Source organism: Altererythrobacter aquiaggeris, from assembly GCF_037154015.1.
GTDB lineage: Bacteria > Pseudomonadota > Alphaproteobacteria > Sphingomonadales > Sphingomonadaceae > Aestuarierythrobacter > Aestuarierythrobacter aquiaggeris.
In genome coordinates this window covers 897,745-920,226 of sequence record NZ_JBANRL010000001.1, presented here as the reverse complement: position 1 = coordinate 920,226, position 22,482 = coordinate 897,745, and the positions used below count along the sequence as shown (strand labels likewise).

25 protein-coding genes are annotated in these 22,482 nt (G+C 59.0%); 16 read left to right on the top strand and 9 right to left on the bottom strand.

The genetic code is table 11. The features are described 5' to 3' along the window. Window positions 1-12: 12 nt before the first annotated feature. Both def and recR read right to left on the bottom strand, forming a co-directional pair. On the bottom strand, window positions 13-591 hold the full coding sequence (gene def, locus WFP06_RS04425) for a peptide deformylase (RefSeq protein WP_336986031.1): 579 nt from the start codon (window positions 589-591) through the stop codon (window positions 13-15). 47 nt (window positions 592-638) lie between these two features. After that, window positions 639-1,232 (bottom strand): recombination mediator RecR, encoded by a 594-nt coding sequence (recR, locus tag WFP06_RS04420; RefSeq protein WP_336986030.1) that lies wholly within the window; start codon window positions 1,230-1,232, stop codon window positions 639-641. A gap of 49 nt (window positions 1,233-1,281) precedes the next feature. Here recR and fmt point away from each other — a divergent pair, with 49 nt between their 5' ends. Together fmt and truA are read left to right on the top strand one after the other, a co-directional pair. Next, entirely contained in the window at window positions 1,282-2,187 is a 906-nt protein-coding gene (gene fmt / locus WFP06_RS04415; protein WP_336986029.1) for a methionyl-tRNA formyltransferase, read from the top strand. Beyond that, on the top strand, window positions 2,184-2,930 hold the full coding sequence (gene truA, locus WFP06_RS04410; RefSeq protein WP_336986028.1) for a tRNA pseudouridine(38-40) synthase TruA: 747 nt from the start codon (window positions 2,184-2,186) through the stop codon (window positions 2,928-2,930). The genes fmt and truA overlap by 4 nt, the downstream gene beginning before the upstream one ends. Before the next feature lie 12 nt (window positions 2,931-2,942). Here the strand turns inward: truA and WFP06_RS04405 are convergent, their stop codons facing one another. Further along, on the bottom strand, window positions 2,943-4,697 hold the full coding sequence (locus WFP06_RS04405; protein ID WP_336986027.1) for a M28 family peptidase: 1,755 nt from the start codon (window positions 4,695-4,697) through the stop codon (window positions 2,943-2,945). A 245-nt stretch (window positions 4,698-4,942) separates the two neighbouring features. On the opposite strand from WFP06_RS04405, the gene WFP06_RS04400 reads away from it, so the two are divergent. Further along, window positions 4,943-6,043 (top strand): zinc-binding dehydrogenase, encoded by a 1,101-nt coding sequence (locus WFP06_RS04400; protein WP_336986026.1) that lies wholly within the window; start codon window positions 4,943-4,945, stop codon window positions 6,041-6,043. Window positions 6,044-6,355: 312 nt separating this feature from the next. Here the strand turns inward: WFP06_RS04400 and cobS are convergent, their stop codons facing one another. Beyond that, window positions 6,356-7,342 (bottom strand): cobaltochelatase subunit CobS, encoded by a 987-nt coding sequence (cobS, locus tag WFP06_RS04395; protein ID WP_336986025.1) that lies wholly within the window; start codon window positions 7,340-7,342, stop codon window positions 6,356-6,358. 16 nt (window positions 7,343-7,358) lie between these two features. On the opposite strand from cobS, the gene WFP06_RS04390 reads away from it, so the two are divergent. Beyond that, window positions 7,359-8,255 carry an oxygenase MpaB family protein gene (locus WFP06_RS04390; RefSeq protein WP_336986024.1) on the top strand — a complete coding sequence of 299 codons (897 nt, stop codon included), beginning with the start codon at window positions 7,359-7,361 and terminating at the stop codon, window positions 8,253-8,255. Here the strand turns inward: WFP06_RS04390 and WFP06_RS04385 are convergent, their stop codons facing one another. Then, window positions 8,256-8,954 carry a winged helix-turn-helix transcriptional regulator gene (locus tag WFP06_RS04385; RefSeq protein ID WP_336986023.1) on the bottom strand — a complete coding sequence of 233 codons (699 nt, stop codon included), beginning with the start codon at window positions 8,952-8,954 and terminating at the stop codon, window positions 8,256-8,258. A 74-nt stretch (window positions 8,955-9,028) separates the two neighbouring features. Here WFP06_RS04385 and WFP06_RS04380 point away from each other — a divergent pair, with 74 nt between their 5' ends. The 3 genes from WFP06_RS04380 to WFP06_RS04370 are packed head-to-tail and all read left to right on the top strand — an operon-like array spanning window position 9,029 to window position 10,834. Beyond that, window positions 9,029-9,394 carry a DUF1428 domain-containing protein gene (locus WFP06_RS04380; RefSeq protein ID WP_336986022.1) on the top strand — a complete coding sequence of 122 codons (366 nt, stop codon included), beginning with the start codon at window positions 9,029-9,031 and terminating at the stop codon, window positions 9,392-9,394. A 23-nt stretch (window positions 9,395-9,417) separates the two neighbouring features. Further along, window positions 9,418-10,191 carry a VOC family protein gene (locus tag WFP06_RS04375; protein WP_336986021.1) on the top strand — a complete coding sequence of 258 codons (774 nt, stop codon included), beginning with the start codon at window positions 9,418-9,420 and terminating at the stop codon, window positions 10,189-10,191. A gap of 10 nt (window positions 10,192-10,201) precedes the next feature. Next, a complete protein-coding gene (locus tag WFP06_RS04370; RefSeq protein WP_336986020.1) occupies window positions 10,202-10,834 on the top strand; it encodes a glutathione S-transferase family protein in 633 nt (210 codons plus the stop codon). A gap of 186 nt (window positions 10,835-11,020) precedes the next feature. On the opposite strand, the gene WFP06_RS04365 is transcribed toward WFP06_RS04370, so the two are convergent. Next, window positions 11,021-11,614, bottom strand: coding sequence for a J domain-containing protein (locus WFP06_RS04365; protein WP_336986019.1), 594 nt, complete (start codon window positions 11,612-11,614; stop codon window positions 11,021-11,023). A 79-nt stretch (window positions 11,615-11,693) separates the two neighbouring features. Between WFP06_RS04365 and WFP06_RS04360 the strand changes: the two genes are divergently transcribed. The 4 genes from WFP06_RS04360 to WFP06_RS04345 are packed head-to-tail and all read left to right on the top strand — an operon-like array spanning window position 11,694 to window position 14,558. Next, window positions 11,694-11,948 (top strand): BolA family protein, encoded by a 255-nt coding sequence (locus WFP06_RS04360; protein WP_419716238.1) that lies wholly within the window; start codon window positions 11,694-11,696, stop codon window positions 11,946-11,948. Beyond that, window positions 11,945-12,829: a pirin family protein gene (locus WFP06_RS04355; protein ID WP_336986017.1), complete on the top strand. Its 885-nt coding sequence runs from the start codon at window positions 11,945-11,947 to the stop codon at window positions 12,827-12,829. Before WFP06_RS04360 ends, WFP06_RS04355 begins: the two co-directional genes overlap by 4 nt. Beyond that, complete coding sequence (locus WFP06_RS04350; protein WP_336986016.1) at window positions 12,826-13,641, top strand: SDR family NAD(P)-dependent oxidoreductase; 816 nt, start codon at window positions 12,826-12,828, stop codon at window positions 13,639-13,641. Before WFP06_RS04355 ends, WFP06_RS04350 begins: the two co-directional genes overlap by 4 nt. Next, window positions 13,641-14,558, top strand: coding sequence for an alpha/beta fold hydrolase (locus WFP06_RS04345; protein WP_336986015.1), 918 nt, complete (start codon window positions 13,641-13,643; stop codon window positions 14,556-14,558). The genes WFP06_RS04350 and WFP06_RS04345 overlap by 1 nt, the downstream gene beginning before the upstream one ends. Here WFP06_RS04345 and WFP06_RS04340 read toward each other — a convergent pair. Beyond that, entirely contained in the window at window positions 14,555-15,616 is a 1,062-nt protein-coding gene (locus WFP06_RS04340; RefSeq protein ID WP_336986014.1) for a DUF2332 domain-containing protein, read from the bottom strand. The genes WFP06_RS04345 and WFP06_RS04340 overlap by 4 nt on opposite strands. Before the next feature lie 41 nt (window positions 15,617-15,657). On the opposite strand from WFP06_RS04340, the gene hisG reads away from it, so the two are divergent. Genes hisG through thiL form a run of 4 tightly spaced genes read left to right on the top strand, consistent with a single transcriptional unit; the run spans window position 15,658 to window position 18,939 of the window. Continuing rightward, window positions 15,658-16,326 (top strand): ATP phosphoribosyltransferase, encoded by a 669-nt coding sequence (gene hisG / locus WFP06_RS04335; RefSeq protein ID WP_336986013.1) that lies wholly within the window; start codon window positions 15,658-15,660, stop codon window positions 16,324-16,326. Continuing rightward, window positions 16,326-17,618: a histidinol dehydrogenase gene (gene hisD / locus WFP06_RS04330; RefSeq protein ID WP_336986012.1), complete on the top strand. Its 1,293-nt coding sequence runs from the start codon at window positions 16,326-16,328 to the stop codon at window positions 17,616-17,618. The genes hisG and hisD overlap by 1 nt, the downstream gene beginning before the upstream one ends. After that, window positions 17,615-18,067 (top strand): transcription antitermination factor NusB, encoded by a 453-nt coding sequence (nusB, locus tag WFP06_RS04325; protein WP_336986011.1) that lies wholly within the window; start codon window positions 17,615-17,617, stop codon window positions 18,065-18,067. The genes hisD and nusB overlap by 4 nt, the downstream gene beginning before the upstream one ends. Continuing rightward, window positions 18,064-18,939, top strand: coding sequence for a thiamine-phosphate kinase (thiL, locus tag WFP06_RS04320; protein ID WP_336987623.1), 876 nt, complete (start codon window positions 18,064-18,066; stop codon window positions 18,937-18,939). The genes nusB and thiL overlap by 4 nt, the downstream gene beginning before the upstream one ends. Here the strand turns inward: thiL and WFP06_RS04315 are convergent. Together WFP06_RS04315 and WFP06_RS04310 are read right to left on the bottom strand one after the other, a co-directional pair. Further along, window positions 18,936-19,910 (bottom strand): fatty acid desaturase, encoded by a 975-nt coding sequence (locus WFP06_RS04315; protein ID WP_336986010.1) that lies wholly within the window; start codon window positions 19,908-19,910, stop codon window positions 18,936-18,938. The two genes, thiL and WFP06_RS04315, sit on opposite strands and share 4 nt — an antisense overlap. Further along, window positions 19,911-20,105, bottom strand: a complete 195-nt coding sequence (locus tag WFP06_RS04310; protein WP_336986009.1) for a hypothetical protein — start codon at window positions 20,103-20,105, stop codon at window positions 19,911-19,913. Window positions 20,106-20,299: 194 nt separating this feature from the next. On the opposite strand from WFP06_RS04310, the gene WFP06_RS04305 reads away from it, so the two are divergent. Continuing rightward, window positions 20,300-22,408, top strand: coding sequence for a sodium-translocating pyrophosphatase (locus tag WFP06_RS04305; RefSeq protein ID WP_336986008.1), 2,109 nt, complete (start codon window positions 20,300-20,302; stop codon window positions 22,406-22,408). Window positions 22,409-22,482: the final 74 nt, after the last annotated feature.

Sequence of the window (22,482 nt, the reverse complement as noted above, 5' to 3'; positions counted from 1 at the left end):
TCTCCGGGCTCGTCAGGCTGCCTTGCGCAGCTTGTCGAGCTTTTTGAGCGCCATCTGTTTCTTCAGACGGCTCAAATGGTCGATGAACAAGACACCTTCGAGGTGATCCATTTCGTGCTGGATGCAGGTTGCCATCAGACCATCCAGATCTTCCTCGTGAACCTTGCCGTCCAGATCCTGATAGCGGACGCGGCACCTTGCCGGGCGGTCAACATCGGCATAGATTTCGGGGACTGACAGGCAGCCTTCCTGGTATGTCGCCAGCTCTTCCGCCGGGTCAAGAATTTCGGGATTGATGAAAACCCGCGGGTCGTTTTTCACCGGATAATGTTTGTGCGAACCTTCCCCGTCTCCGTGATCATGGCCGCATTCCTCCGGCTCCGCATCCGTGTCAGGTTCCTGCAAATCGATAACCAGCACACGTTGCGGTACACCGACCTGAATGGCGGCGAGGCCGATGCCGGGTGCATCATACATCGTTTCAAACATGTCATCGACGAGCGTCCTGAGCTCGCCGTCGAACGTATCGACGGGTGCGGAAACGGTTTTGAGCCGTGGATCGGGAACTTCGAGAATTTCGCGGATAGCCATAATGGGGTCAGATAGTGTGCGTTTGGCGATTTCGCAACGCTGTATCGCTAAACCGGTCGCCGCGCTCTCAGCGCCTGTGCCAGTGTGCCTTCATCAAGATAATCAAGCTCGCCGCCGACGGGCAATCCATGCGCCAGCTGGGTAATCCGCACAGGGCGGTCTTCCAGGCGTTCGGCAATATAGTGCGCGGTGGTCTGGCCTTCGAGCGTCGCATTCATGGCGAGGACCACTTCGTCGAAGCCGCCCGCCGCCACTCTGCCGATCAGCAGGTCAATCGAGAGATCTTCGGGGCGAACACCGTCCAGCGCAGATAATCTGCCGCCCAGCACATGATATTTCCCGGTGAACAGTTTGGCCCGGTCAAGCGCCCACAGATCAGCGACATCTTCCACCACGCAAAGCGATTTGGCATCGCGCCGGTGGTCGCTGCAAATGCCGCACGGATCGCGCGTGTCCACATTGCCGCAGGTGGTGCATTCCACCAGATTATCACGCACCGCGCCCAACGCCTCGATCATGGCGGGCAGCGCGGTTTCCCGCTTTTTCACCAGCCACAGAACCGCGCGCCGGGCAGAGCGCGGTCCCAAACCGGGCAGCCGTGCCAATGCAGCGGCGAGTGTTTCGATCTCTTGCGATGCCATGCCCCCGCAGATAGGGGTTGCAACCCGATTTAGGAAGGCCGCGAACGACATGCGTATCATCTTCATGGGGACGCCCGATTTTGCAGTCCCCACCCTCGCCGCCTTGCACGAGGCAGGTCATACGGTGGTGGCCGCCTATACCCAGCCGCCGCGCCGTGCCGGCAGGGGCAAAAAAGTGCAGCCGTCAGCGGTGCAGATCGAAGCGGAAATTCGCGGGATAGAAGTCAGATCACCGACCAGTCTTAAAAGCGCGGAAGTGCAGGCCGAATTTGCAGCGTTTGAGCCCGATATTGCCGTTGTGGCCGCCTATGGAATGATCCTGCCGCAAGCCGTGCTGGATATACCCCGGCACGGCTGCCTGAACGTTCACGCCTCGCTGCTCCCGGCTTGGCGCGGGGCGGCACCGATACAGCGATCGATCCTGGCGGGGGATCCGGTGACCGGAATCACGATCATGCAGATGGAAGCGGGGCTTGATACCGGCCCCATGCTGGCCACGGCGCGCACCCCGATCGACGACAAGACCGCCGGCGAACTGACCGAAGAACTGGCCGAGATAGGCGCGCAGTTGATGGTGGGAACGCTGATCGATCTGCCGATGCTCACCAAAGTCGCGCAAGATGGCAAGGATGCCAGCCACGCGCCCAAGATCGATAAGGCCGAGGCGAAAATCGACTTTACGCAGGACGCGCAACTGGTCGAACGGCAGGTCAGGGCTTTTGCCCCCTTCCCCGGTGCATGGTTCAGTCTGGACGGCGAACGGATGAAAGTGTTGGCAGCAGACATCGTCGAAGCTGCAGGGTACGCAGGCACGACCCTGGACGACCGGCTGACAATCGCCTGCGGAGCCGCTGCAATCAGGCCAACCCGCATTCAACGCGCAGGCAAGCCGGTTATGGATGCAGCAGAATTCCTGCGCGGCAAACCGGTGGCGCCGGGCACGCCTGTACAGTGACACGCTTCGCGCTCACTCTGGAATTTGACGGCACGCCGTTCGTGGGCCTTCAGCGGCAGGACCACGGGCTGACCGTGCAACAAACGGTCGAAGATGCCGCCAAGGCCGTCACCGGCGAAGATGTGCGAATGCACGCCGCGGGCCGTACGGATTCGGGTGTCCACGCGATTGCGATGCGCGCGCATATCGACATCGCCAAGTCTTTCGAACCTTTCCGGCTGATGGCAGCGCTCAATGCCAAAATGCGTCCACATCCTGTGGCGGTGACGCAGTGCGCCGAAGTTGCCGATGATTGGCACGCACGTTTTTCATGCATCGGCCGCAGTTATATTTACCGAATAGTCAACCGGCGGGCGCCGCTGGCAATCGAAGCGGGCCGGGCCTGGCAAATAGCCAAACCTCTGGACCATTTCGCCATGCACGACGCGGCGCAGTTACTTGTGGGCCGGCATGATTTCACAACCTTCCGTTCCGCCCATTGCCAATCGGCAGATCCGGTCAAGACCCTTGACCGGCTGGATGTCCGGCGTGAGGGCGAACTGATAACTATCGAAGCCGATGCGCGCAGTTTCCTCCATCATCAGGTACGCTCGATGGTGGGCTGTCTCTCGCTGGTGGGTCAAGGGACCTGGGACAGCAAACGAATGGGCCAAGCCCTTGCCGCAAAAGACCGGCACGAACTTGGCCTCAATGCCCCGCCGCAAGGGCTTTATTTCGTCGCGGCGCATTATCCCGAAAGCTGACGCACTTGCAGATTATTCCTGCATTTCGCCGCCAAAAGCCCTGCCGAAGAAATCGCCTTTCAACCAGACCGGGCGCTGCTCCATATCGGCGACCGATCGGGTGATGTCGTGGTTGACATCGGCGAACCGTTTCAGTTGCTGGAAATCGACCAATCCGACTTCATCGGACGGTTTGTGATAATGTTTGCCGAGAAATTCTGATTGCGCTTCCCGACCTCCGTTGGCGTGGCCGGTAACCAGAAACAGCGAGGGTACGCCCTGCTGGACGAAACTGTATTGATCACTGCGGGTAAACAGGCCCTGTTCGGGAATCGGATCGGGGCTGAGTTTCATTCCGGCTTTCTCGACCGCCTGCGTGATCGGGCCGATCATCGTGGTGCGTTCCGCGCCAAACGCAACCACATCCATAAGCTCGTATGTCACGATGGGCATGTCCAGATTGATATTTGCAACCGGCTTGCCCCCCATGGGTAGCGGATTGCGCGCCATGTAATCAGACCCGACGAGGCCTTTTTCCTCCGCAGTAAGCGCCACAACCAGCACCGGACGGCGGGCAGGTTTGGCCGCCAAAAGACGGGCAACCTCCAGCATCGATGCGGTGCCGGTGGCGTTGTCCATCGCGCCGTTGTTGATACCGTCTTTCACTTCGCCTTCCGCGCCGTCTTCGGCAGCCGTGCCGTGATCATCATCTTTGCCGGTATGATCGAGATGCGCAGTCACGATCACGATTTCATCCTTCAAGGCGGGGTCCGTCCCCGGGATGAAGCCCAGCACATTGCGGCTCTCGCTAAGTTCGCTGGTATTATCCCAGGCGATTTTCGCGGAAATCCCCATGTCGAAGCTTTGTATCGTGTCACTTTCGCCGCTTTCGAATTCGACAAGCTGATCCCAGGTCACCGGTTGACCGGCAAACAGCTTCTCGGACAGTTCAGGGCTGACGATTGCCGAAGCCATGATATTGGGAGAGCTTGAGAATACCTTGCCATCCGCAGTGCGCCAATCCATCGAAGTGGAACCGGAGACAAACCGTTTTACGGCTGAAAACGGAAACTGTGCGGAGGATTTTGGTGTAAACAGCATGATTGTCGCGATAGCGCCGCGTTCGGACAAACGTTCATTCATCGTCGAGCGGAAATGCGCCTGCTCTTCCGAATTCATGTCAGAATGTGAACCGCGCAAGACGACGGCAATCTTGCCGTTCAGATCAACCCCGGCAAAATCATCGCGCTCGTAACCGTCAGCCGCAAAGCCGTAACTTACGAATACCAGATCGCCTTCAACTTCGCCGGCGCCGCTGCCAACCTTGCCGTACGTGACGAAGTCGTCACCAAAGGTCAGGCCGGTGGGCAAATCTTTGCCGCCGAGTTCAAGAACAGATCCCTGCGCGCCAGTAGATTTGCCGACAATCAGCGGCACTGTTTGGAAATAGGTGCCGTTTTCGCCGCCGGGCGCCACTCCCATCGCGGCAAGCTGTCCCGCCACATAGCCTGCAGCGAGTTCATAACCGGTCGTCCCGGTTTCGCGCCCTTCGAGTGAGTCGTCGGCCAGAAAACGGACATTGGCCTCCAGCCGCGCCCGATCCGCACCGTTGATCTGGGCGGCAACCTGATCCGGCGAATGGCCAGGAGCATGGTCAGAAGAATGGCCAGAAGAATGGGCCGCATCATGGCCGGCCATCGGGCCGTGTCCGTCATTTGCCAGCACCGCTGCCGGGAGTGTGGCAAGTGCAGCAAGCGCGATTGCGCTGGTAAGATTTCTGTAACGCATAAAAGTCCCCTAAACTTTCCGGCTTTTGGCAGATCGGGTCCGCCCAATCCAGCACGTCTGTCGGTAAAGTCTGGCGGTTGGTCGGAAGCAGCGAAATTGCGCGGCCCTTGTCATTCGCGGCCATTGTCATTCACGGGCCTTGTCAGATGAGTTGCAAAGTAGCACTTAGGGGCCGCACTTAGGGGCCTTACTTAAGGTAAGCAAAAGACCGCATATCCGGTTCCGGTCCATTTCTGGAGAATTTCATGCCGACTTCGACACGCCGTATTCTAACCACTCTGGGATCAGACAACACGATCACCGTTGAAGTTGCGGGACATGAACTGCCAGATCCGACAGGCCATCAGGTAGTAGTTCGCGTCGAAGCTGCGCCGATAAATCCGTCGGACCTTGGCCTGCTGATGCCAGGCGCAGACCTTGAAAATGCCCGATATTCGCCGGGCAAGATTGTCGCCGAAATGCCGCCGGGCTCGGTCAAGCGGATGGCCAACCGGGTTGGCGATGCCTTGCCTGCGGGCAATGAGGGCGCGGGCATAATTATCGCAGCGGGCGAAGAAGCGCAGGCGATGCTGGGCAAGAAGGTCGCCTGCGTCACGGGCGAAATGTTTGCCACCCACGTCATCGCCGATGCGCGGATGTGTATGCCGCTGGGCGATGATGTCACGCCTGAACAGGGGGCATCTGCTTTTGTAAATCCGATGACCGCACTGGGCTTTGTCGAGACTGCGCGCCGCGAGGGGCACAAGGCAATTATCCATTCGGCGGCAGCATCAAACCTTGGGCAAATGCTCAACAAGATCTGTCAGGAAGACGGCTTTGAAATCGTCAATATCGTCCGCAAGCAGGAACAGGTTGATTTGCTGAAGGGTATCGGCGCGAAGCACGTGGTCAATTCGTCGGATGATGATTTCATGAAACAGCTGATGAGCGCGATCGAAGAAACCGGCGCTTATATCGGGTTCGATCCGATCTATGGCGGAACGATGGTCAATGATGTCTTTACCGCGATGGAAGCGGTCGCCTCGGCTACGCAGGAATATAGCCGTTACGGTTCGACCCAGCAAAAACGGATGTATGTTTACGGGGTGCTTAACGTCGCGCCGATGACGCTGATGCCGGGATACGGTTTCGCGTGGGATCTTTCAGGCTGGCTGCTCACACCGTTCCTCGCCAGCGCCGGTCAGGAAAAAATCCGGCAAATGCAGGAACGCGTGCTGAACAATATCACCACGACTTTCGCAAGCAGCTATAAGGCGCGCGTAAATCTTGACGAGATGCTGACTAAACAGGCGGCGCAGGATTATGACGCCAAGGCGACCGGCGAAAAATATCTTGTCGTTCCCTGATATCCGCAATATCAGCTCATGAAGTGAATATCTAACGCCCGTCGCATTAATTCGCTGCGGAATGCCGGTCTCCTATCGCAGGTTGCCCGGCATTCCGGGGGACTTACGGGGTTGCTTGGAGATATACGGGCAAACGGGCGGGTCGGGGGTTCCCGCCGCTCGATCTTACCCAGCATGGGGGCGAGGACCACATTTGTGAACGGTTTGCGAATTACCGCGCGCACCATACCTTGGCCTTTCCTTCCCTGCTTGTGATCGTTTCCGGCAAATGCTCGGCATTGCGGACGTAACCGGAAACCCGGCTACAAGGCGTTACGCCTTGCCGACAACGCTTTCAGGCAAATCAACGCCGAACACGCGCTGATAATATTCTGCCACCAGCATCCGCTCGGCTTCGTCGCATTTGTTCAGGAAGCTGAGCCGGAATGCGAAGCCGATGTCTTTGAAGATGCCCGCATTCTGCGCCCAGGTGATAACGGTGCGCGGGCTCATCACAGTCGAGATATCGCCACTGATAAAGCCCTGGCGGGTCAGTTCCGCCACCCGCACCATCTTCGTAATATCGTCATTCGATGTGTCGGGAGATTTGGCCGCGACGATTTTCTGCTCGGTTTCCTCCGCCAGATAGTTCAGCCCGACCACGATATTCCAGCGGTCCATCTGCCCCTGGTTGATCGCCTGCGTCCCGTGATAAAGTCCGCTGGTGTCGCCAAGGCCGACCGTGTTGGCCGTGGCGAACAGGCGGAAATGCGGATCGGGCCGGATTACGCGGTTCTGATCGAGCAGCGTCAGCTTGCCTTCGGTTTCCAGTACACGCTGGATGACGAACATCACATCGGGACGCCCCGCATCATATTCATCGAACACCAGCGCGGTCGGCGTCTGCAACGCCCATGGCAGCAGACCTTCCCGAAATTCGGTAACCTGCAACCCGTCACGCAGCACGATGGCATCGCGCCCGACCAGATCGATCCGGCTGATATGCGCATCCAGATTGATCCGCACTGTCGGCCAGTTCAACCGCGCTGCGACCTGTTCGATATGCGTCGATTTACCCGTTCCGTGATAACCCTGGACCATCACCCGCCGATTGAAGGCAAAACCGGCCAGAATCGCCAATGTCGTGTCGGGATCGAAGACATATCCTTCGTCCAGATCAGGCACCCGGCTGTCGGCTTTCGAGAAGGCCGGAACCTTCATATCGATATCTATACCAAAGGTTTCGCGTACCGAAATTTCGGTGTCCGGTGCTGGTAATACGGTCTTTTCGCCGTGGCTGCTATTGGTCATGTCGTTCATCACAGGAGCGGTTAGCTTGGCAAACGCGTTGCTGCAAGCCACTGATCGTGTGTATGTCCACCGTAACATGGCCGCACCCTCCCCATCCGAATTCATCCGTAAACAGTTGATCCAGTCGGTAAGGGCCGTGTTCAACGATCAGAAGAACGGTCAGCAGCCTGTCGGCCTGTCGGACAATGCGCTGTTTGCCAAGGACACGCCGATCAGAATGGTCCATGCCGATGTCGTCGGGATGATGGCCGGCGGGATGTCGGCATTGCTCCTCCAGATGTTGCATCCCGGCGCATTGCAGGGCGTGCTCGATCATTCCGATTTCCGCCATGATATGCTTGGCCGGCTGCGGCGCACTGCACGGTTTATTGCGGTTACGACCTTTGGCGACCGTAACGATGCTGCCAAGGCGATCGAGCGCGTGAACCGAATCCATGCTGCGGTCGGCGGAACCCTGCCAGATGGATCGCGCTATGCTGCCACAGATCCGGAAATACTCGCATGGGTCCATGCGTGCGAGGCGACGAGCTTTCTCGATGCTTATATCCGCTACGCCAAACCAGCCATGCCGCGCAGCCACCAGGATGAATATTTCCGCCAATTTGCCGAGATTGCCCACGCATTGGGCGCACACCCCGTGCCTGAGACAAGGCGCGGGGCGCAGCAGTTCATTCAGGATATGCGCCCCAAGCTGAGCGTGACGGATGCAACACGCGAAATTGCCGATCTGGTGCTTTCCGAACGCACGCCCGGAACCCCGCTGGCGGTGCAAAGGATGCTGGGCACAGCGGCGGTTGACCTGCTGCCCCGGTTTGCAAAAAACAAGCTCGGCCTGGACCAATCGGTCATTCGCGCCGCGCCTGCACGGCTTGCCACCGGCGTGATGGCCGGAACCCTGCGCTGGGCCTTTCGGCAAAATTGATCAAGCGATCTTGGCAGGCAGCTCCAGCATATCGGAATAGCGCTGCGCCAATGTGCGGTCGCCGATAATTTGCAAACCCGCCGAGCCCTCAAACTCGGAGAGAGGCTGCCCGCTAAAAAATGCGGCGGCGATCACTGGCGCAGACGGTGTAGCGAATACGGCTTTCGCATCCTCTACAGAATTACTCCGCCGAATATTCAGCTCGCCATGTCCGACTTCGGCCAAGAAATGGTCTTCCCCGACAATGAAACCAATAATTCCTGAGAATTCTGTCGCGGCCTCGCGGTCAAACATCGTCCGCATCGACAGCATCAGCGAGACCGAAGACAACGGCATGGTTGGATCGTGTAGCGGCGAGCGTGCGGCCCACCGGCCCATCTCCTGCAACATACCTTCAGCCTCATAACCCCATTCGGTCAACTCGTAGAGCCGGACCGACGCTGGGGGTGGCTCGATGCGCCGGATGAGTACAGCGGACCGTTCGAGATTCTCCAGCCTCTCGGTCAGTACTTTCGCACTGATACCAGGCAGACTTCGGCGCAAATCGGAAAAGCGCCGCCCACCGAGCATCAATTCGCGAACGATCAGTAACGACCAACGCTCGCCGATCACTTCCAAGGCAAAAGCTGTTCCGCAGGCGTCATCATACCAGCGTCCGTGAAGCTGAGTTGCTTGATTGGTTTCTTTTAGTAACTTCACAGTTGCTTTTTGTAACTCATTGTTTCATTCTTGTCCAAGCAATCTCGATTCGGATAACGATGATAGGGGAAATCATGCCTTACATTGAAGGATTTTTGGCACCCGTGCCGTCTGACAAAAAGGACGAGTATCTGGCATTCACGAAAAAAGCGGCGCCACTCTTTAAAGATATCGGCGTGACCCGCATGGTTGAGTGCTGGGGCGACGATCTGATGCGAGGTAAGCAAACCGATTTCTATCGCGCAGTTGATGCCAAAGACGGCGAAACGGTCGTGTTCAGCTGGATGGAATATCCCGACAGGGAAACGCGCGACGAGGCCTATGTTAAAATGGAGAACGACCCGCGATTTGAAGAAATGGGCGAAATGCCGATGGATGGAAAGCGGATGATCTTCTCGGGCTTCGCGCCGATCTTCGATACCGCTGGCGAGCTCGCTTAAACTTGGAAAACAGGAGCACACTCATGTCCGACCAACACGGAAATTTCGTTTGGTATGAACTACTGACTTCTGATGCCGATGCGGCGCAAGATTTCTACGGTAAAGTGCTCGACTGGTCGTTCGAGCAGCGCGACGACATGGATTATCGGATGATTACGGGTAGCGATGGTGGTGTTGGCGGAATCATGCCGTTATCCGGTGAGATGACTGCAAACGGCGCGCGTCCCGCGTGGCTCGGCTATCTCAACGTCGACGATGTCGACGGCGCCGCCGCTTCTATAGCTAAGGCAGGCGGCAAAGTTCACCGCGAACCGTGGGAAATTACGGGCGTAGGGCGAATGGCCTTTGTTGCCGATGCTCAAGGAGCAATGATCTACATCATGCACGGCACCAGCGAGGCGCCCAGCACCGCATTCGCCTCTACTGAACCCAAGTTGGGTCATTGCGCGTGGAACGAGCTTGCGACCAGCGATCAGCCCGGCGCTGTCGAATTCTACACCAAACAGTTTGGCTGGAAGCAGGAAGGCGAAATGGATATGGGCCCGATGGGCGCGTACCAGTTCTTCCACCATGGCCCAGGAATGATCGGCGCTGTGATGGCCAAACCCGACGAAATGCCGGTAAGCGCTTGGACCTATTACTTCCGCGTGCGCAATATCGATAAGGCGTTGGCAACCATCAAGGCGAATGGTGGACACATAACCTTGGAGCCAACCGAAATTCCGGGCGGTGAATTCCAGTTAAACGCTACGGATCCTCAAGGCGCGGGATTCGCACTGGTCGGTCCGAAAACCTAGGAGAGCGACTTTGTCCGACTATACATTCTTCACCCATCCGATGAGCCGCGGACAGATAGCGCGATGGGCGCTGCATGAGGCCGGGGCCGACTATGACACACAACTTGTTGACTGGGAGGCAAAGCCGCAGTCGCTATTCGACGCCAATCCGATGGGTAAAGTCCCGACGCTGGTTCACCATCACGGCGACCATGTGCACGTTATATCCGAAGCGGCGGCGATCTGTGCATATCTGGGTGATACCGAACGCGGCGGAGCGCTGGCACCCCGCGATCACGAGCGGGCCGACTATTACCGTGCGATGTTCTTTGCTTCAGGTCCTGTCGAGCAGGCTGTTGTGGCAAAAAGCATGGCATGGGAGGTTCCTGCAAATCGCGAGATGATGGCGGGTTTCGGTAATTATGATCGCACTGTCGAAATGCTCGCGATGCTGGTTTCGCAGGCAGATTATGTCTGCGGAGACCGCTTCACCATGGCGGATGTCTATGTCGGCAGTCAGGTCGACTGGGGGCTACAATTCAGCAGCCTCCCGACGCGCCCGGAATTCACTGCATATGCCGAGCGCCTGCGCGGCAGGGAAGCCTATAAGGCGGCGAAATCCATCGACATGAAACTGATCGAGGACGCGCAAACAGATAGCTGATGGCGCAGAGCCCGATGTGTGCAGCCGGTGCCGCGACAAGTTCGGTTTACACTGGCAAATCGTCCCGCGGGCACTGATGGAAGGGATACGCGATCCCCAACCGGAAGTTCAAAACCGCGTGATGGCGGCGATGATGGAAATGACCAAAATCGACATTGCGAAGACCGAAGCCGCTCGCAAAGGCGGCTAAGCCAGAGCCCGGCTTACCTTGAGTAAACTATAGGCTTCGACAACGCGGCCCAGCCGCGCTTCGTAGCTGCGGTCGCCGCCATTGCGATCCGGGTGATAGCGCCGGACCAGTTCCGCGTATCGCTTACGCAGCTCGGTGCGATCGATTTGATTGCCAAGCCCCAATACGTCGAGCGCCTTGATTTCTTCTGGCGCAAAGCGGCCCCTGGTGGCGCGCGTGGCGCCGTTTGACGCCTGGCGCCTGATGTTCGCGGAACGCGCTCCGATCGCGTCAAGCGGATCCTTGAAATTGGCCCAGTTCGGCATACCGTCGATCCCGGCATCGGGTTTGAATGCGCGCGTTTCGGTTTCCCAGCCGGCAGTGGGTGACTGGGCTGCGATAATCTCGTCCGCCTCCATCCCTTCGAACCAGTCGTAGCCGGCGTTGAATTCGCGCACATGATCGAGGCAGTACCAGCGCCAGTTTCCCGGACCGTCAAAGCCCGGCCCGCGCCCGCCGGGTGCGCGAAATTCACCGCCCTCGCGGCAGCCCGGCCGCTCGCAAAGCCTGCCTTCGGGATCATGGCGCCCGTGAAATCTGGATTGTTTCATTGTTCTTTAGAATGGGGATGCCCACGTGATAAGGGAACCCCCGAAGCGGAGTAAACTTGTGACCGGAATTGCCGAAGAAATGGAATCCCTGCTGCGCGAGACATTTTCGCCCGCGCGGCTGGACGTTATAAACGACAGCGCTGCCCATCACGGCCATGCGGGCGATGATGGCAGCGGTTCATCGCATTTCACGATTGTCATCGAATCCGCAGCCTTCACGGGGCAAAGCAGGCTGCAGCGACAGCGGATGATCAATGCGGCGCTTGGCGATATTCCCGGCGACCGGGTCCATGCCCTTGCAATCAAAGCGAGCGCGCCCGAAGACGCAGCATGAGCATAATCCAGACCATCGCCCCGACAACGCACGACCTTGGTGATTTCAAAGTCCGCCGCGTGTTGCCCAAGCGCGAACGAACCATGGTCGGCCCATTTATCTTTGTGGACGAATTTGGTCCTGCCCGGCTTGATATCGGCAATGGTATGGATGTCCGCCCTCACCCGCATATCAATTTATCGACGGTAACGTGGCTGTTCGAGGGGGCAATTGACCACCGCGACAGTCTTGGCACGTTTTCGACCATTCGCCCCGGTCAGGTCAATTTGATGACCGCGGGGCGCGGAATTGTCCATTCAGAACGCAGCCCCGCGGCCGAACGTGCATCCGGACCGCGGCTTTACGGGATGCAGACGTGGCTGGCGCTACCTGATGGACAGGAGGAGATCGACCCTGCCTTCGAAGCTGTGACCGATATCCCTCTGGTGGAGGACCGCTGTGCCAAAGCCCACGTCATCATGGGAACCTTGTGGGGCAAGACCGCGCCAACCACGACCCATGCCGAAACAGTTTACGCCGAGATTGTCCTGGCGGGTAGCGGCGCGATACCGATCGATGCCGGGGCCGACGAACGCGCGGTGATGCTGGTTGGCGGCGCGGCAACGCTGGATGGTATCGATCTTGAACTTTACACGCTCACAGTGCTTGCTCCGGGCGTGCCGATGCAGCTGACTTCGCGCGAGGGCGGCCGTGTGATGCTGCTGGGCGGCGAAGCATTTGCCACCAAACGCCACGCATGGTGGAATTTTGTCAGTTCCAGCCGCGAGCGGATCGATCAGGCAAAACAAGACTGGCAAGCGGCTCGTTTTCCCACGGTACCGGGCGATAGCGAAGAATTCATCCCGATTCCGGGCCAACCCAAAACAGTGAGTTATCCATGAGCTTTGAAGGTCAAACGATCTGGATCACGGGCGCAAGCAGCGGCATTGGCCATGCGCTGGCAATAGAACTGAGCGGCAAAGGCGCAAAACTGGTCCTGTCGGGCCGGGACGAGGCGCGATTGCGACACGTGGCCGATGAAATTGACACTGCGTCGCTGGTGCTGCCATTTGAAGTGCGAGACCAGGATGCACGGTCAGCCGCTGCGGATCAGGCGATCGCATGGACCGGAAATGTCGATATGTTCGTCAACAATGCGGGTATTTCGCAGCGCTCGCAGGCCATCCAAACGCCAATGCAAGTCTATCAGGACATCGTGGATATCGATTTGCTCGCGCCCATCGCGCTGACACAGGCATTGCTGCCGCATATGGCACAGCGCGGCAGCGGCAGGCTGGTATTCATGTCATCGATCGCGGGCAAGGTCGGCGTGCCGCTGCGGACTGCCTATTGCGCCGCCAAACACGGGCTGATCGGATATGCCGATGCCTTGCGCGGCGAACTTTCGGTCAAGGGCGTCGATGTTCACGTTGTCGCGCCGGGTTCGGTGGCCACCAATGTTTCGCGCAACGCGCTCAACGCCAAAGGTGAGCGGCGCGGCATGAGCGACCGCGCGATTGATAACGGTATCCCGGCGGATGAAGCCGCGGCAGAAATAATCAGCGGGATCGAAGCCGGGCAGCGCGAAATCATCGTCGCGCGCGGATTTGAGCTGGCAATGGGCGAGGCGCGGCGCACGCCCGACCAGATGTTTGACCAGATTGCCGCAATGGTTGCCGACGGATATATCGAGAAAATGGAGGCGCAGGACTGATGGCTGATGTGATGAAGGCGCCGCAAACCCGGGTTACGCTGGCCAGCGGTATCGAACTGGATGTGCTGGATGTGGGACCGAAAGACGGTCCGGTATTGATTTTTCTGCACGGATTTCCCGAAAGCCACCGCACATGGCGCCACCAGATCAGGTATTTTTCAGACCGTTACCGGTGTATCGCCCCTGACCAGCGCGGATATCGCGGGTCGTCCAGGCCGCAGGACGCCGAAAGTTACACGCCTGACAAACTGATCGGTGATATCTTCCAGCTGGCCGATGCGCTCGGCGCCGACAAGTTCACGATCGTGGGCCATGACTGGGGCGGCGCAATCGCGTGGGGAACCGCATTGGCGGGGCAAATGACCGGCCGCGTTACGGGCGCTGTCATCGCCAACGCGCCGCACCCGGTTATCTTTTCGAAATTGCTCTACACCGACAAGGGACAGCGCGAATCGAGCCAGTATATGCGCGCATTTCGCGATTCCGCGAATGACGAGCTTATCCGCGAACACGGACTGACGGCACTTTTACTGAAGGTAGTGAAATGGGACCGGCCCACCGCGATGGAGCCTGCGGAACGCGAAGCCTTGCTGGAAGACTGGCAGGACCGCGATGCAGCGTTCGGGATGCTGAACTGGTACCGCGCGACGCCGCTGGTCGTGCCGCCGATGGATGCACCGTTCGAGTTACCGTCTGACTACACCGCGCCTGCCTTGCCCAGGCTGGAAATTCCGACCCTGGTTATCTGGGCGATGGAGGACCTTGCCCTACCTGCCGCCAATATCGAAGGTCTGGACGAATTTGTCGCTGACCTGACCTTGGTAAAGGTGCCCGATTGCGGACACTTCGTCCCCTGGGCAGCCCCCGATCAGGTGAACACTGCGATGGAGGCGTTTCTGGATCGCCATAGGGGCTAATCACCGAACCATTCTACCCATGCGCCGTGCGGATGCGCGCAGCCGAGCAGCGCCGGTTGCTCGCCGCCGGGCCAGTATCGCACCGTCAATTCATGGCGAAATGTTTCGCGGTTGGTTTCAAGTGCCACCCACGCCAGCGGAGACGCCATCGTCGCCCTGCTTCCGGCCTGCGCCATCGCAGTTTCGATCCCGGCACGGATATTGGCCGGAATATATTGCCATACGATCGAATGGAACAGGACACGGCTGACGCCGCGCGTCTGCGGTGCGGCCAATCGCTGCGCGGTCCATTCTCCTGCGTCCATTTTCACTACGTCCGGGCGCTTTTCGCTGGCTAACCCTATCGCGGCGTCGATCCGCGCGATCCGCCCGGTGACTTCGGGCCAAACGTAACTTTTCAGCCGCAAGCCCATTTCAGGTTGCGACAAGTCGATCGGCATCAGATCGCAGCCTTGTATCGAGACGATATCCACCGGATTGTCCGGCGGCGGCGCGCCGCGCCAATCGGGCGTGATGTTCATGGCCGAGCCGCAAACGCCGGCCTTCACGCCGCCCAGATCGAAGGCAAAGCGTTCCATCATGGTGTTCACCCCGGCGCTCGATCCCAATTCGTTCATTTCAAACCGCGGTCCCACCTTGCCTGACAGCCACATCAGCCCGGCCATGATGCTGGCAGACCGGCCCGCTTCATTGGTTTGCGGCGGGCCATCAAGCCACGGCATTAATCGCGCATCATGGCGCTGCACCATATCAGCCACGATCCGGTCAATTTCCGCCTGATCGGTGATCTGTCCGCTATACACCGGCTGCAACGCATCATCCGTTTCGGTCAGCAGCAAATTGTGCAATCCGCCGGTGAGCCGCAAGGGTAGCGCGTCCTCGACCACATTACCCGGCCAATCGCGCATTCGCGCTCCGGTTGCCGTACTTCCGCGGATCAGCGGTAATTGGGCCAGTACGATGCGGGCTGTGCCCTGCGCGCCAGCTTTCGCCGCATGTTCGGCCTGCCAGATGATTCCGGCGGCGACATCGTTCACTTGCATCAAATCCTGCGCCATTGTGCGTTGCCCTTTACCGCTGCAAACCCTATCTGCGCGCAATGTCCAGTATCAAGCCTGCCCAGCTAACCTTCGCCATTCCCAAAGGCCGCATCCTTGACGAAGCCTTGCCCGTGATGGCGCGTGCCGGTGTCGTGCCCGAGGAAGCCTTTCACGACAAGTCCAACCGCTCGCTGTCGTTCGGCACCACGCGCGCAGACTTGCGGCTTATCCGCGTGCGCGCGTTCGATGTGGCTACATTCGTGGCGCACGGGGCTGCACAGATCGGTATTGTCGGATCAGACGTGATCGAAGAATTCGACTATTCGGAGCTTTATAGCCCGGTTGATCTGGATATCGGCCATTGCCGCCTGTGCGTGGCAGAACCGGTTGATGGTGCGGCGGACCGCGGTAATGGCAGCCACCTGCGGGTCGCGACAAAATATCCCAACCTGACGCGCCGCTATTTCGAACAGCAAGGCATTCAGGCTGAATGCGTGAAGCTGAACGGCGCGATGGAACTGGCGCCGGGTCTTGGCCTCGCCAGCCGGATTGTCGATCTGGTGTCCACCGGCAAGACCATGCGTGACAACGGATTGGCTGAAAGCGCGACCATCATAAACATCAGCGCGCGGCTGATCGTAAACCGCGCCGCGCTCAAGACCGACCCGCGCGTCAGTGCGTTGGTCGAAGCCTTCCGTGCCGGTGCCGAAAGCAGGGATGCCGCCTGATGCGTCTGCTTAAATCTTCCGATCCCGGTTTCGAGAAGGCATTTGCGCGTATCGTGAATGACCGGCGCGAAAGCAGCGGCGATGTGTCGGCGGACGTTACCGCGATCCTGAACGAAGTCCGCAGCCGCGGCGATGCTGCGCTGGTTGAATATACGCAGCGGTTCGACGGACATCGGCTCGTAAATCAAGCTGACTGGCGGATCACCGCGGATGAATGCCGTGAAGCGTACGAAGCGCTGGACGGCGATTTGCGTGATGCTCTGACGCTCGCCGCGACGCGTATCCGCGCCTATCACGCCGACCAATTGCCGCAGGACCGTGACTGGACGGACGATACCGGGCTCCGGCTGGGTGCAAAATGGCGGCCGGTCGATGCCGCCGGACTATATGTTCCGGGCGGCCGCGCCAGCTATCCGTCGTCGCTGCTTATGAATGCGATCCCCGCGCGTGTTGCGGGGGTCGAGCGATTGGTGGTCGTCACGCCGACACCCAAGGGCGAAGTGAACGCGCTGGTACTGGCAGCCGCGCATCTGGCCCAGGTCGATGAAATCTGGCGGATCGGCGGGGCGCAGGCCGTCGGCGCGCTGGCCTACGGCACCGCAACAATCAATCCTGTCGATGTCATCACCGGCCCCGGAAATGCCTGGGTGGCGGAGGCCAAGCGCCAGCTATTTGGCGTTGTGGGCATCGATATGGTTGCCGGTCCCAGCGAGATTCTGGTGCTGGCGGACGGCAAGAACGATCCTGAATGGACTGCCGCCGATTTACTCAGCCAGGCGGAGCACGATCCGGTTGCGCAATCTATCCTGATTACGGATGATCTGGATTTCGCCCTCCAGGTCGAAGACCGGATCGATGTGCAATGCTCCATGCTTGCCACCCGCAAGGTCGCTCGGAACAGCTGGGATGATCATGGCGTGCTGATCGTGGTCGGCGATCTGGCGGCGGAGGCACCGCGCCTCGCCAATATGCTCGCTGCGGAACACGTCGAGATCGCGACCGACGAACCCGAAGCGCTGGCAGAACAAATACGCCATGCGGGCAGCATATTTCTTGGCCGTATGACCCCCGAAGCGGTTGGCGATTATGTTGCCGGCCCCAATCATGTCTTGCCGACGGGACGCCGTGCGCGTTTTGCCTCGGGCCTGTCGGTTCTGGACTTCATGAAACGCACCAGCTTTATCAAATGTGACGCCGCCAGCCTTGCGCGAATTGGCCCCGCCGCGGCGCGACTTGCTCATGCCGAAGGCCTTCCTGCCCACGCCAAATCCATAGAATTGCGGCTTAAATGAACCAGACACCCCCCAGATCACAGGCCCGCTCTGCAGCGCGGCTTGCTGCAGTCCAGGCATTATACCAGTGGCATATGGAAGGCACCGCCCTCGCCAAACTGCTGGACGAATTCCATATGCACAGGCTCGGCGCGGAGATCGAAGACGATCAATATGCCGAGGCGGAAACCGAATTTTTCGATGATCTGGTTCAGGGAACTGTGCGCCGTCAGGACGAGATTGATACGCTGCTTGCCGAACGGCTGGCGGATGGCTGGACGATCAAGCGGCTCGACAAGACCATGCTGCAAATTTTGCGGACGGGAACTTATGAGCTGATAGCCCGGCCTGATGTGCCCAAACGCTCCGTCATCAGCGAATATGTCGATGTCGCACACGCGTTTTTCGATGAACGGGAAGCAAAATTCGTGAACGGAATTCTCGACGCTATCGGCAAGGCGGTGCGCTGAGCGCGGAAACCGCCTTTATCGAGGCGCTGCGCAGCCTCGCTGTGCATCCCGCGGCACGCGGGCTCGATGATGATGCTGCAGTCCTCGAAACAGGCGGGGAAACGCTGGTCATAACGCACGATGTGCTGGTCGAAGGCGTTCATTTTCTGCCCGAAGCGGACATGGGCGATGTCGCATGGAAACTTGTCGCCACGAACATGAGCGACCTTGCCGCCAAGGGCGCGGTGCCGATGGGCGCCATGCTGGGCCATATGCTTGGCCGCGATGATGACAGGTTTGTTGCCGGACTTTCCGAAGCACTGGAACATTACGGCTGCGCGCTGCTGGGCGGCGATACGGTTTCGGGCATCGCCCAGCGCAGCTTCGGAATGACCGCTATCGGACGCGCTGTGCACTGCCCCGTACCATCGCGCGGCGGCGCGAAGCCCGGGCAAGGACTTTATATGGTGGGCACTGTCGGCGCGGCGATGATCGGGCTGGAAGCTTTGCGCGCGGGGTCTGCGGAGGGCAGTCTGGCTTACCGCCGCCCCCGGGCCTTGCTGGGTGAAGGGCAAGCACTTGCCCCCCATGTCAGTGCAATGATGGATGTGTCGGACGGGCTTTTGCTCGATGCAGCGCGGATGGCGGCGGCAAGCGAGGTGACGCTGGAAATCAACAGCGAACGCGTGTTGCTCGGCTGCCCCGTCAACCGCCGAAAGGAAGCGCTGCGGTGGGGCGATGATTATGCGCTGCTATTCACTGCGGACGGCGCGGACCTGCCTGCTGTCGGTGCGCGCAAAATCGGCTATGTTGTTGAACCTTCGGGTGCGCCGATTACGCTGGATGGTCAGCCGCTTACCGAAACCGATAATCTGGGTTACCGGCACTTCTAAAGCGCCGAACAATCCACGCCGCGCTGTTTAAGCACCGGTTTCAGCGCATGGTACGCGTCCAGCGTTTTGTGGTTCGGAATGCCCGGATATAGATGATGCACGAAATGCGTCTGCATTCCCATCGACATCACATGACCCAGCCGGCTTTTGAAAATATGCGACTGCTCATACCGCCCCGTCTTGCCCTCGCGCGGATGATGCGGCGCCCAGCTGAGATAGAACCGGATGTAGCTGAGCCCGATATGACGCGGCAACCACCAGACCATCGCGGCCTCAAGTGCATAACCGCTCCACGCCATTGCAAACAGCACGGCCATGAAAACCAGTTGCAGCTTCATCGTGTCTTTGAGCGCTTCGGCAGCTTCGGGCGTGCCCATGTCGGCCAGAATACGCTTGTAGTGATGGATCGAACCATCGACGCCCGGCTGACGGTTGTACCAGGTTTTGTACCAGGCCATCACCGCGTTCGGCGCTTCGTCGGTATAATCCGGATCTTTCATCGGATCATTGGTGTGATAATGATGCTCCAGATGCATCAATCGGGCCATCGAAAACGGGAATACGATCGGAATGGTCGAAACCTTCCCCGTCCATTCGTTCAGCCAGCGCAATTTGTCGCCCTTGCGGGCAATGTTTGAATGCATCGCTTCGTGGCTGGTAACATATCCGCCCGTCGCCAGCACGCTGGCGATAACCAGCGCCGCAAACAGGTTGAAATCGTAAAACATCGTCAGCGGAAACAGCGCGAGCCACGCGAAATAGCCCGCGAATGCTGCGGCAGGATACATCCACATCGGCCCGCCGTGGAAAGTCCTGGCGATGGCGCGTTCCTGCTTCAGCAGATCCACCCGGGTATGCCGGTCCAGCGTGCCGGATCCGGTCAGTGCGATTGCCGGCTCATTTTCCAGCGGCATGACGAATGCATCGTCGGATTCGCCCGGATGACGGCGAAGCGCGGGATCAGCGTCCATTTACAGCCACCGTCCGCGAATATTGGCGATCAAACCCCATGTGCCGCCAAATACCAGCCCGAACATGATCGGGCTGATGCCAAAGGGCGCCGCTGCGTCAAATGTTACCAGAATCCGGGCAGTCAAAGGCGCGATAAACCCGATCCCGAACAGGAAGGGCATTATCGCGAAAAGCTTCCTTACAGCGTTTTCCATGGGGTTAACCTAATATATACCATGTTTCATCGCAATGCCGGATATCGCCTCTGCGAACGGCGCGAGGCATCAACATTGGGCAAAACTGGCCCCGTGGGGGCTTGCGCGCGCCCTGTCCTGCCTTATAGCCACGCGGTTGTCTGGCCCCAGTTCGAGGGCCTTTTCGCTATTTGTACCCAGGGAGGGGGCTTCTTGTGAACCTCGTAATCATCGCAATTGTGCTTGGTCTTGTTGCCGTATTGTACGGTTTCATCACCAGCCGCCAAGTGCTCGGCGCATCTGCCGGCAATGAAAAAATGCAGTCTATCGCTGGCGCTATCCAGGAAGGCGCGCAAGCCTATCTGAAACGTCAATATACCGCGATTTCAATCGTCGGCGTAGTTGTCGCGATCATCGTGTTTCTCGCGCTCGGCCCGATTTCAGCCATCGGCTTTGTAATTGGCGCGGTGCTTTCGGGAATTGCCGGATTTATCGGGATGAACATTTCGGTGCGGGCCAACGTCCGCACGGCAGCCGCCGCCCAGACCAGCTTGCAGGAAGGCCTCACCGTGGCGTTCCGCGCAGGTGCGGTTACCGGAATGCTGGTCGCCGGCCTTGCGCTGCTCGCGATCTCCGTATTCTTCTATGTGCTGACCGGCCCGATGGGCCTCGACCTCACGGTGCTTGGCGACAAGCGTGAAGTGATCGATGCTCTGGTCGGCCTTGCATTTGGTGCTTCGCTGATTTCGATCTTTGCCCGACTTGGCGGCGGTATCTTTACCAAGGCTGCCGACGTTGGCGCCGATCTGGTGGGCAAGGTCGAAGCGGGAATCCCCGAAGACGATCCACGCAATCCGGCGACCATCGCCGATAATGTTGGTGACAACGTCGGTGACTGTGCCGGCATGGCTGCCGATCTTTTCGAAACCTATGTCGTCACGGTCGGTGCGACCATGGTTCTGACCGCGCTGCTCTTTACCGGTCTCGCCAGTGCGGAACTGACCGCATTGATGAGCCTGCCGCTGCTGGTTGGCGGTGTTTGCATCGTCACCTCGATCATCGGGACGTACATGGTTCGCCTCGGCAAATCGAACAACATAATGGGCGCCTTGTACAAGGGGTTTATCACCACTGCCGTTCTGTCGATCCCGGCGATTTACTGGGCAACCGATTATGCGATCGGCATGGGTCAGTCCTATACGGTCGGCGATCAGACATTCACCGGCATGAGCCTGTTCTGGGCGATGATGGTGGGTCTGGTTGTTACCGGCCTGATCATCTGGATCACCGAATATTATACCGGAACACAATATCGCCCGGTCCGCTCGATCGCGAAATCTTCGGAAACGGGCCACGGCACCAACGTCATTCAGGGTCTGGCGATCAGCCTTGAATCGACTGCCTTGCCAACGCTGGTTATCGTTGTCGGCATCATCGTGACGTATCAGCTTGCAGGCCTGATGGGCATCGCTTTTGCGGCAACATCGATGCTGGCCCTGGCGGGTATGGTCGTGGCGCTCGACGCATACGGTCCTGTGACCGATAACGCTGGCGGCATCGCCGAAATGGCCGATCTGGACGAAAGCGTCCGCGAGAAAACCGATGCGCTCGACGCGGTCGGCAACACCACCAAAGCCGTTACCAAGGGTTATGCCATCGGTTCGGCAGGTCTTGCCGCTCTGGTGCTGTTCTCGGCCTACACCGCCGACCTCAAGGAATTCTTCCCCAACCTTGAAGTCAGCTTCAGCCTTGAAAACCCCTACGTGATCGTCGGCCTGCTGCTTGGCGCGCTGCTCCCGTATCTGTTTGGTGCGATGGGCATGACCGCTGTCGGCCGCGCTGCGGGCGATGTGGTGAAAGACGTTCGCGCACAGTTCGCGGCTGATCCGGGTATCATGGCCGGCACCAGCCGTCCCAACTATGCCCGCACCGTCGATCTGGTGACCAAAGCGGCGATCAAGGAAATGATCGTTCCGTCGATGTTGCCGGTTCTGGCCCCGATCGTCGTTTACTTTGCGATTACTGCGGTTGCGGGCCAGGCAAACGGGTTTGCAGCGCTTGGCGCGTTGCTGCTCGGCGTGATCGTTTCGGGTATCTTCGTGGCACTTTCCATGACCGCCGGCGGCGGCGCCTGGGACAACGCCAAGAAATACATCGAAGACGGCAATCACGGCGGCAAGGGTTCGGAAGCGCACAAGGCTGCGGTAACCGGCGATACGGTTGGCGATCCTTACAAGGACACGGCCGGACCAGCGGTAAACCCGATGATCAAAATCACGAACATCGTGGCTCTCTTGTTGTTGGCGGCGCTGGCCGCCGGCTGATTTCCCGACCAACCAATCAGGAAACCCCGTCCGGAGCGATCCGGGCGGGGTTTTTCTTTGTCTGATTGCTGCAT

Coding starts and splice junctions, on each gene's coding strand:
- WFP06_RS04360 (WP_419716238.1), top strand. CDS start 11,694: ATGGAATCCCTGCTGCGCGAGACATTTTCGCCCGCGCGGCTGGACGTT.
- WFP06_RS04350 (WP_336986016.1), top strand. CDS start 12,826: ATGAGCTTTGAAGGTCAAACGATCTGGATCACGGGCGCAAGCAGCGGC.
- WFP06_RS04310 (WP_336986009.1), bottom strand. CDS start 20,105: ATGGAAAACGCTGTAAGGAAGCTTTTCGCGATAATGCCCTTCCTGTTC.
- hisD (WP_336986012.1), top strand. CDS start 16,326: ATGCGTCTGCTTAAATCTTCCGATCCCGGTTTCGAGAAGGCATTTGCG.
- WFP06_RS04400 (WP_336986026.1), top strand. CDS start 4,943: ATGCCGACTTCGACACGCCGTATTCTAACCACTCTGGGATCAGACAAC.
- WFP06_RS04365 (WP_336986019.1), bottom strand. CDS start 11,614: ATGAAACAATCCAGATTTCACGGGCGCCATGATCCCGAAGGCAGGCTT.
- hisG (WP_336986013.1), top strand. CDS start 15,658: ATGTCCAGTATCAAGCCTGCCCAGCTAACCTTCGCCATTCCCAAAGGC.
- WFP06_RS04315 (WP_336986010.1), bottom strand. CDS start 19,910: ATGGACGCTGATCCCGCGCTTCGCCGTCATCCGGGCGAATCCGACGAT.
- recR (WP_336986030.1), bottom strand. CDS start 1,232: ATGGCATCGCAAGAGATCGAAACACTCGCCGCTGCATTGGCACGGCTG.
- WFP06_RS04405 (WP_336986027.1), bottom strand. CDS start 4,697: ATGCGTTACAGAAATCTTACCAGCGCAATCGCGCTTGCTGCACTTGCC.
- cobS (WP_336986025.1), bottom strand. CDS start 7,342: ATGAACGACATGACCAATAGCAGCCACGGCGAAAAGACCGTATTACCA.
- nusB (WP_336986011.1), top strand. CDS start 17,615: ATGAACCAGACACCCCCCAGATCACAGGCCCGCTCTGCAGCGCGGCTT.
- WFP06_RS04345 (WP_336986015.1), top strand. CDS start 13,641: ATGGCTGATGTGATGAAGGCGCCGCAAACCCGGGTTACGCTGGCCAGC.
- WFP06_RS04355 (WP_336986017.1), top strand. CDS start 11,945: ATGAGCATAATCCAGACCATCGCCCCGACAACGCACGACCTTGGTGAT.
- WFP06_RS04340 (WP_336986014.1), bottom strand. CDS start 15,616: ATGGCGCAGGATTTGATGCAAGTGAACGATGTCGCCGCCGGAATCATC.
- WFP06_RS04380 (WP_336986022.1), top strand. CDS start 9,029: ATGCCTTACATTGAAGGATTTTTGGCACCCGTGCCGTCTGACAAAAAG.
- fmt (WP_336986029.1), top strand. CDS start 1,282: ATGCGTATCATCTTCATGGGGACGCCCGATTTTGCAGTCCCCACCCTC.
- WFP06_RS04375 (WP_336986021.1), top strand. CDS start 9,418: ATGTCCGACCAACACGGAAATTTCGTTTGGTATGAACTACTGACTTCT.
- def (WP_336986031.1), bottom strand. CDS start 591: ATGGCTATCCGCGAAATTCTCGAAGTTCCCGATCCACGGCTCAAAACC.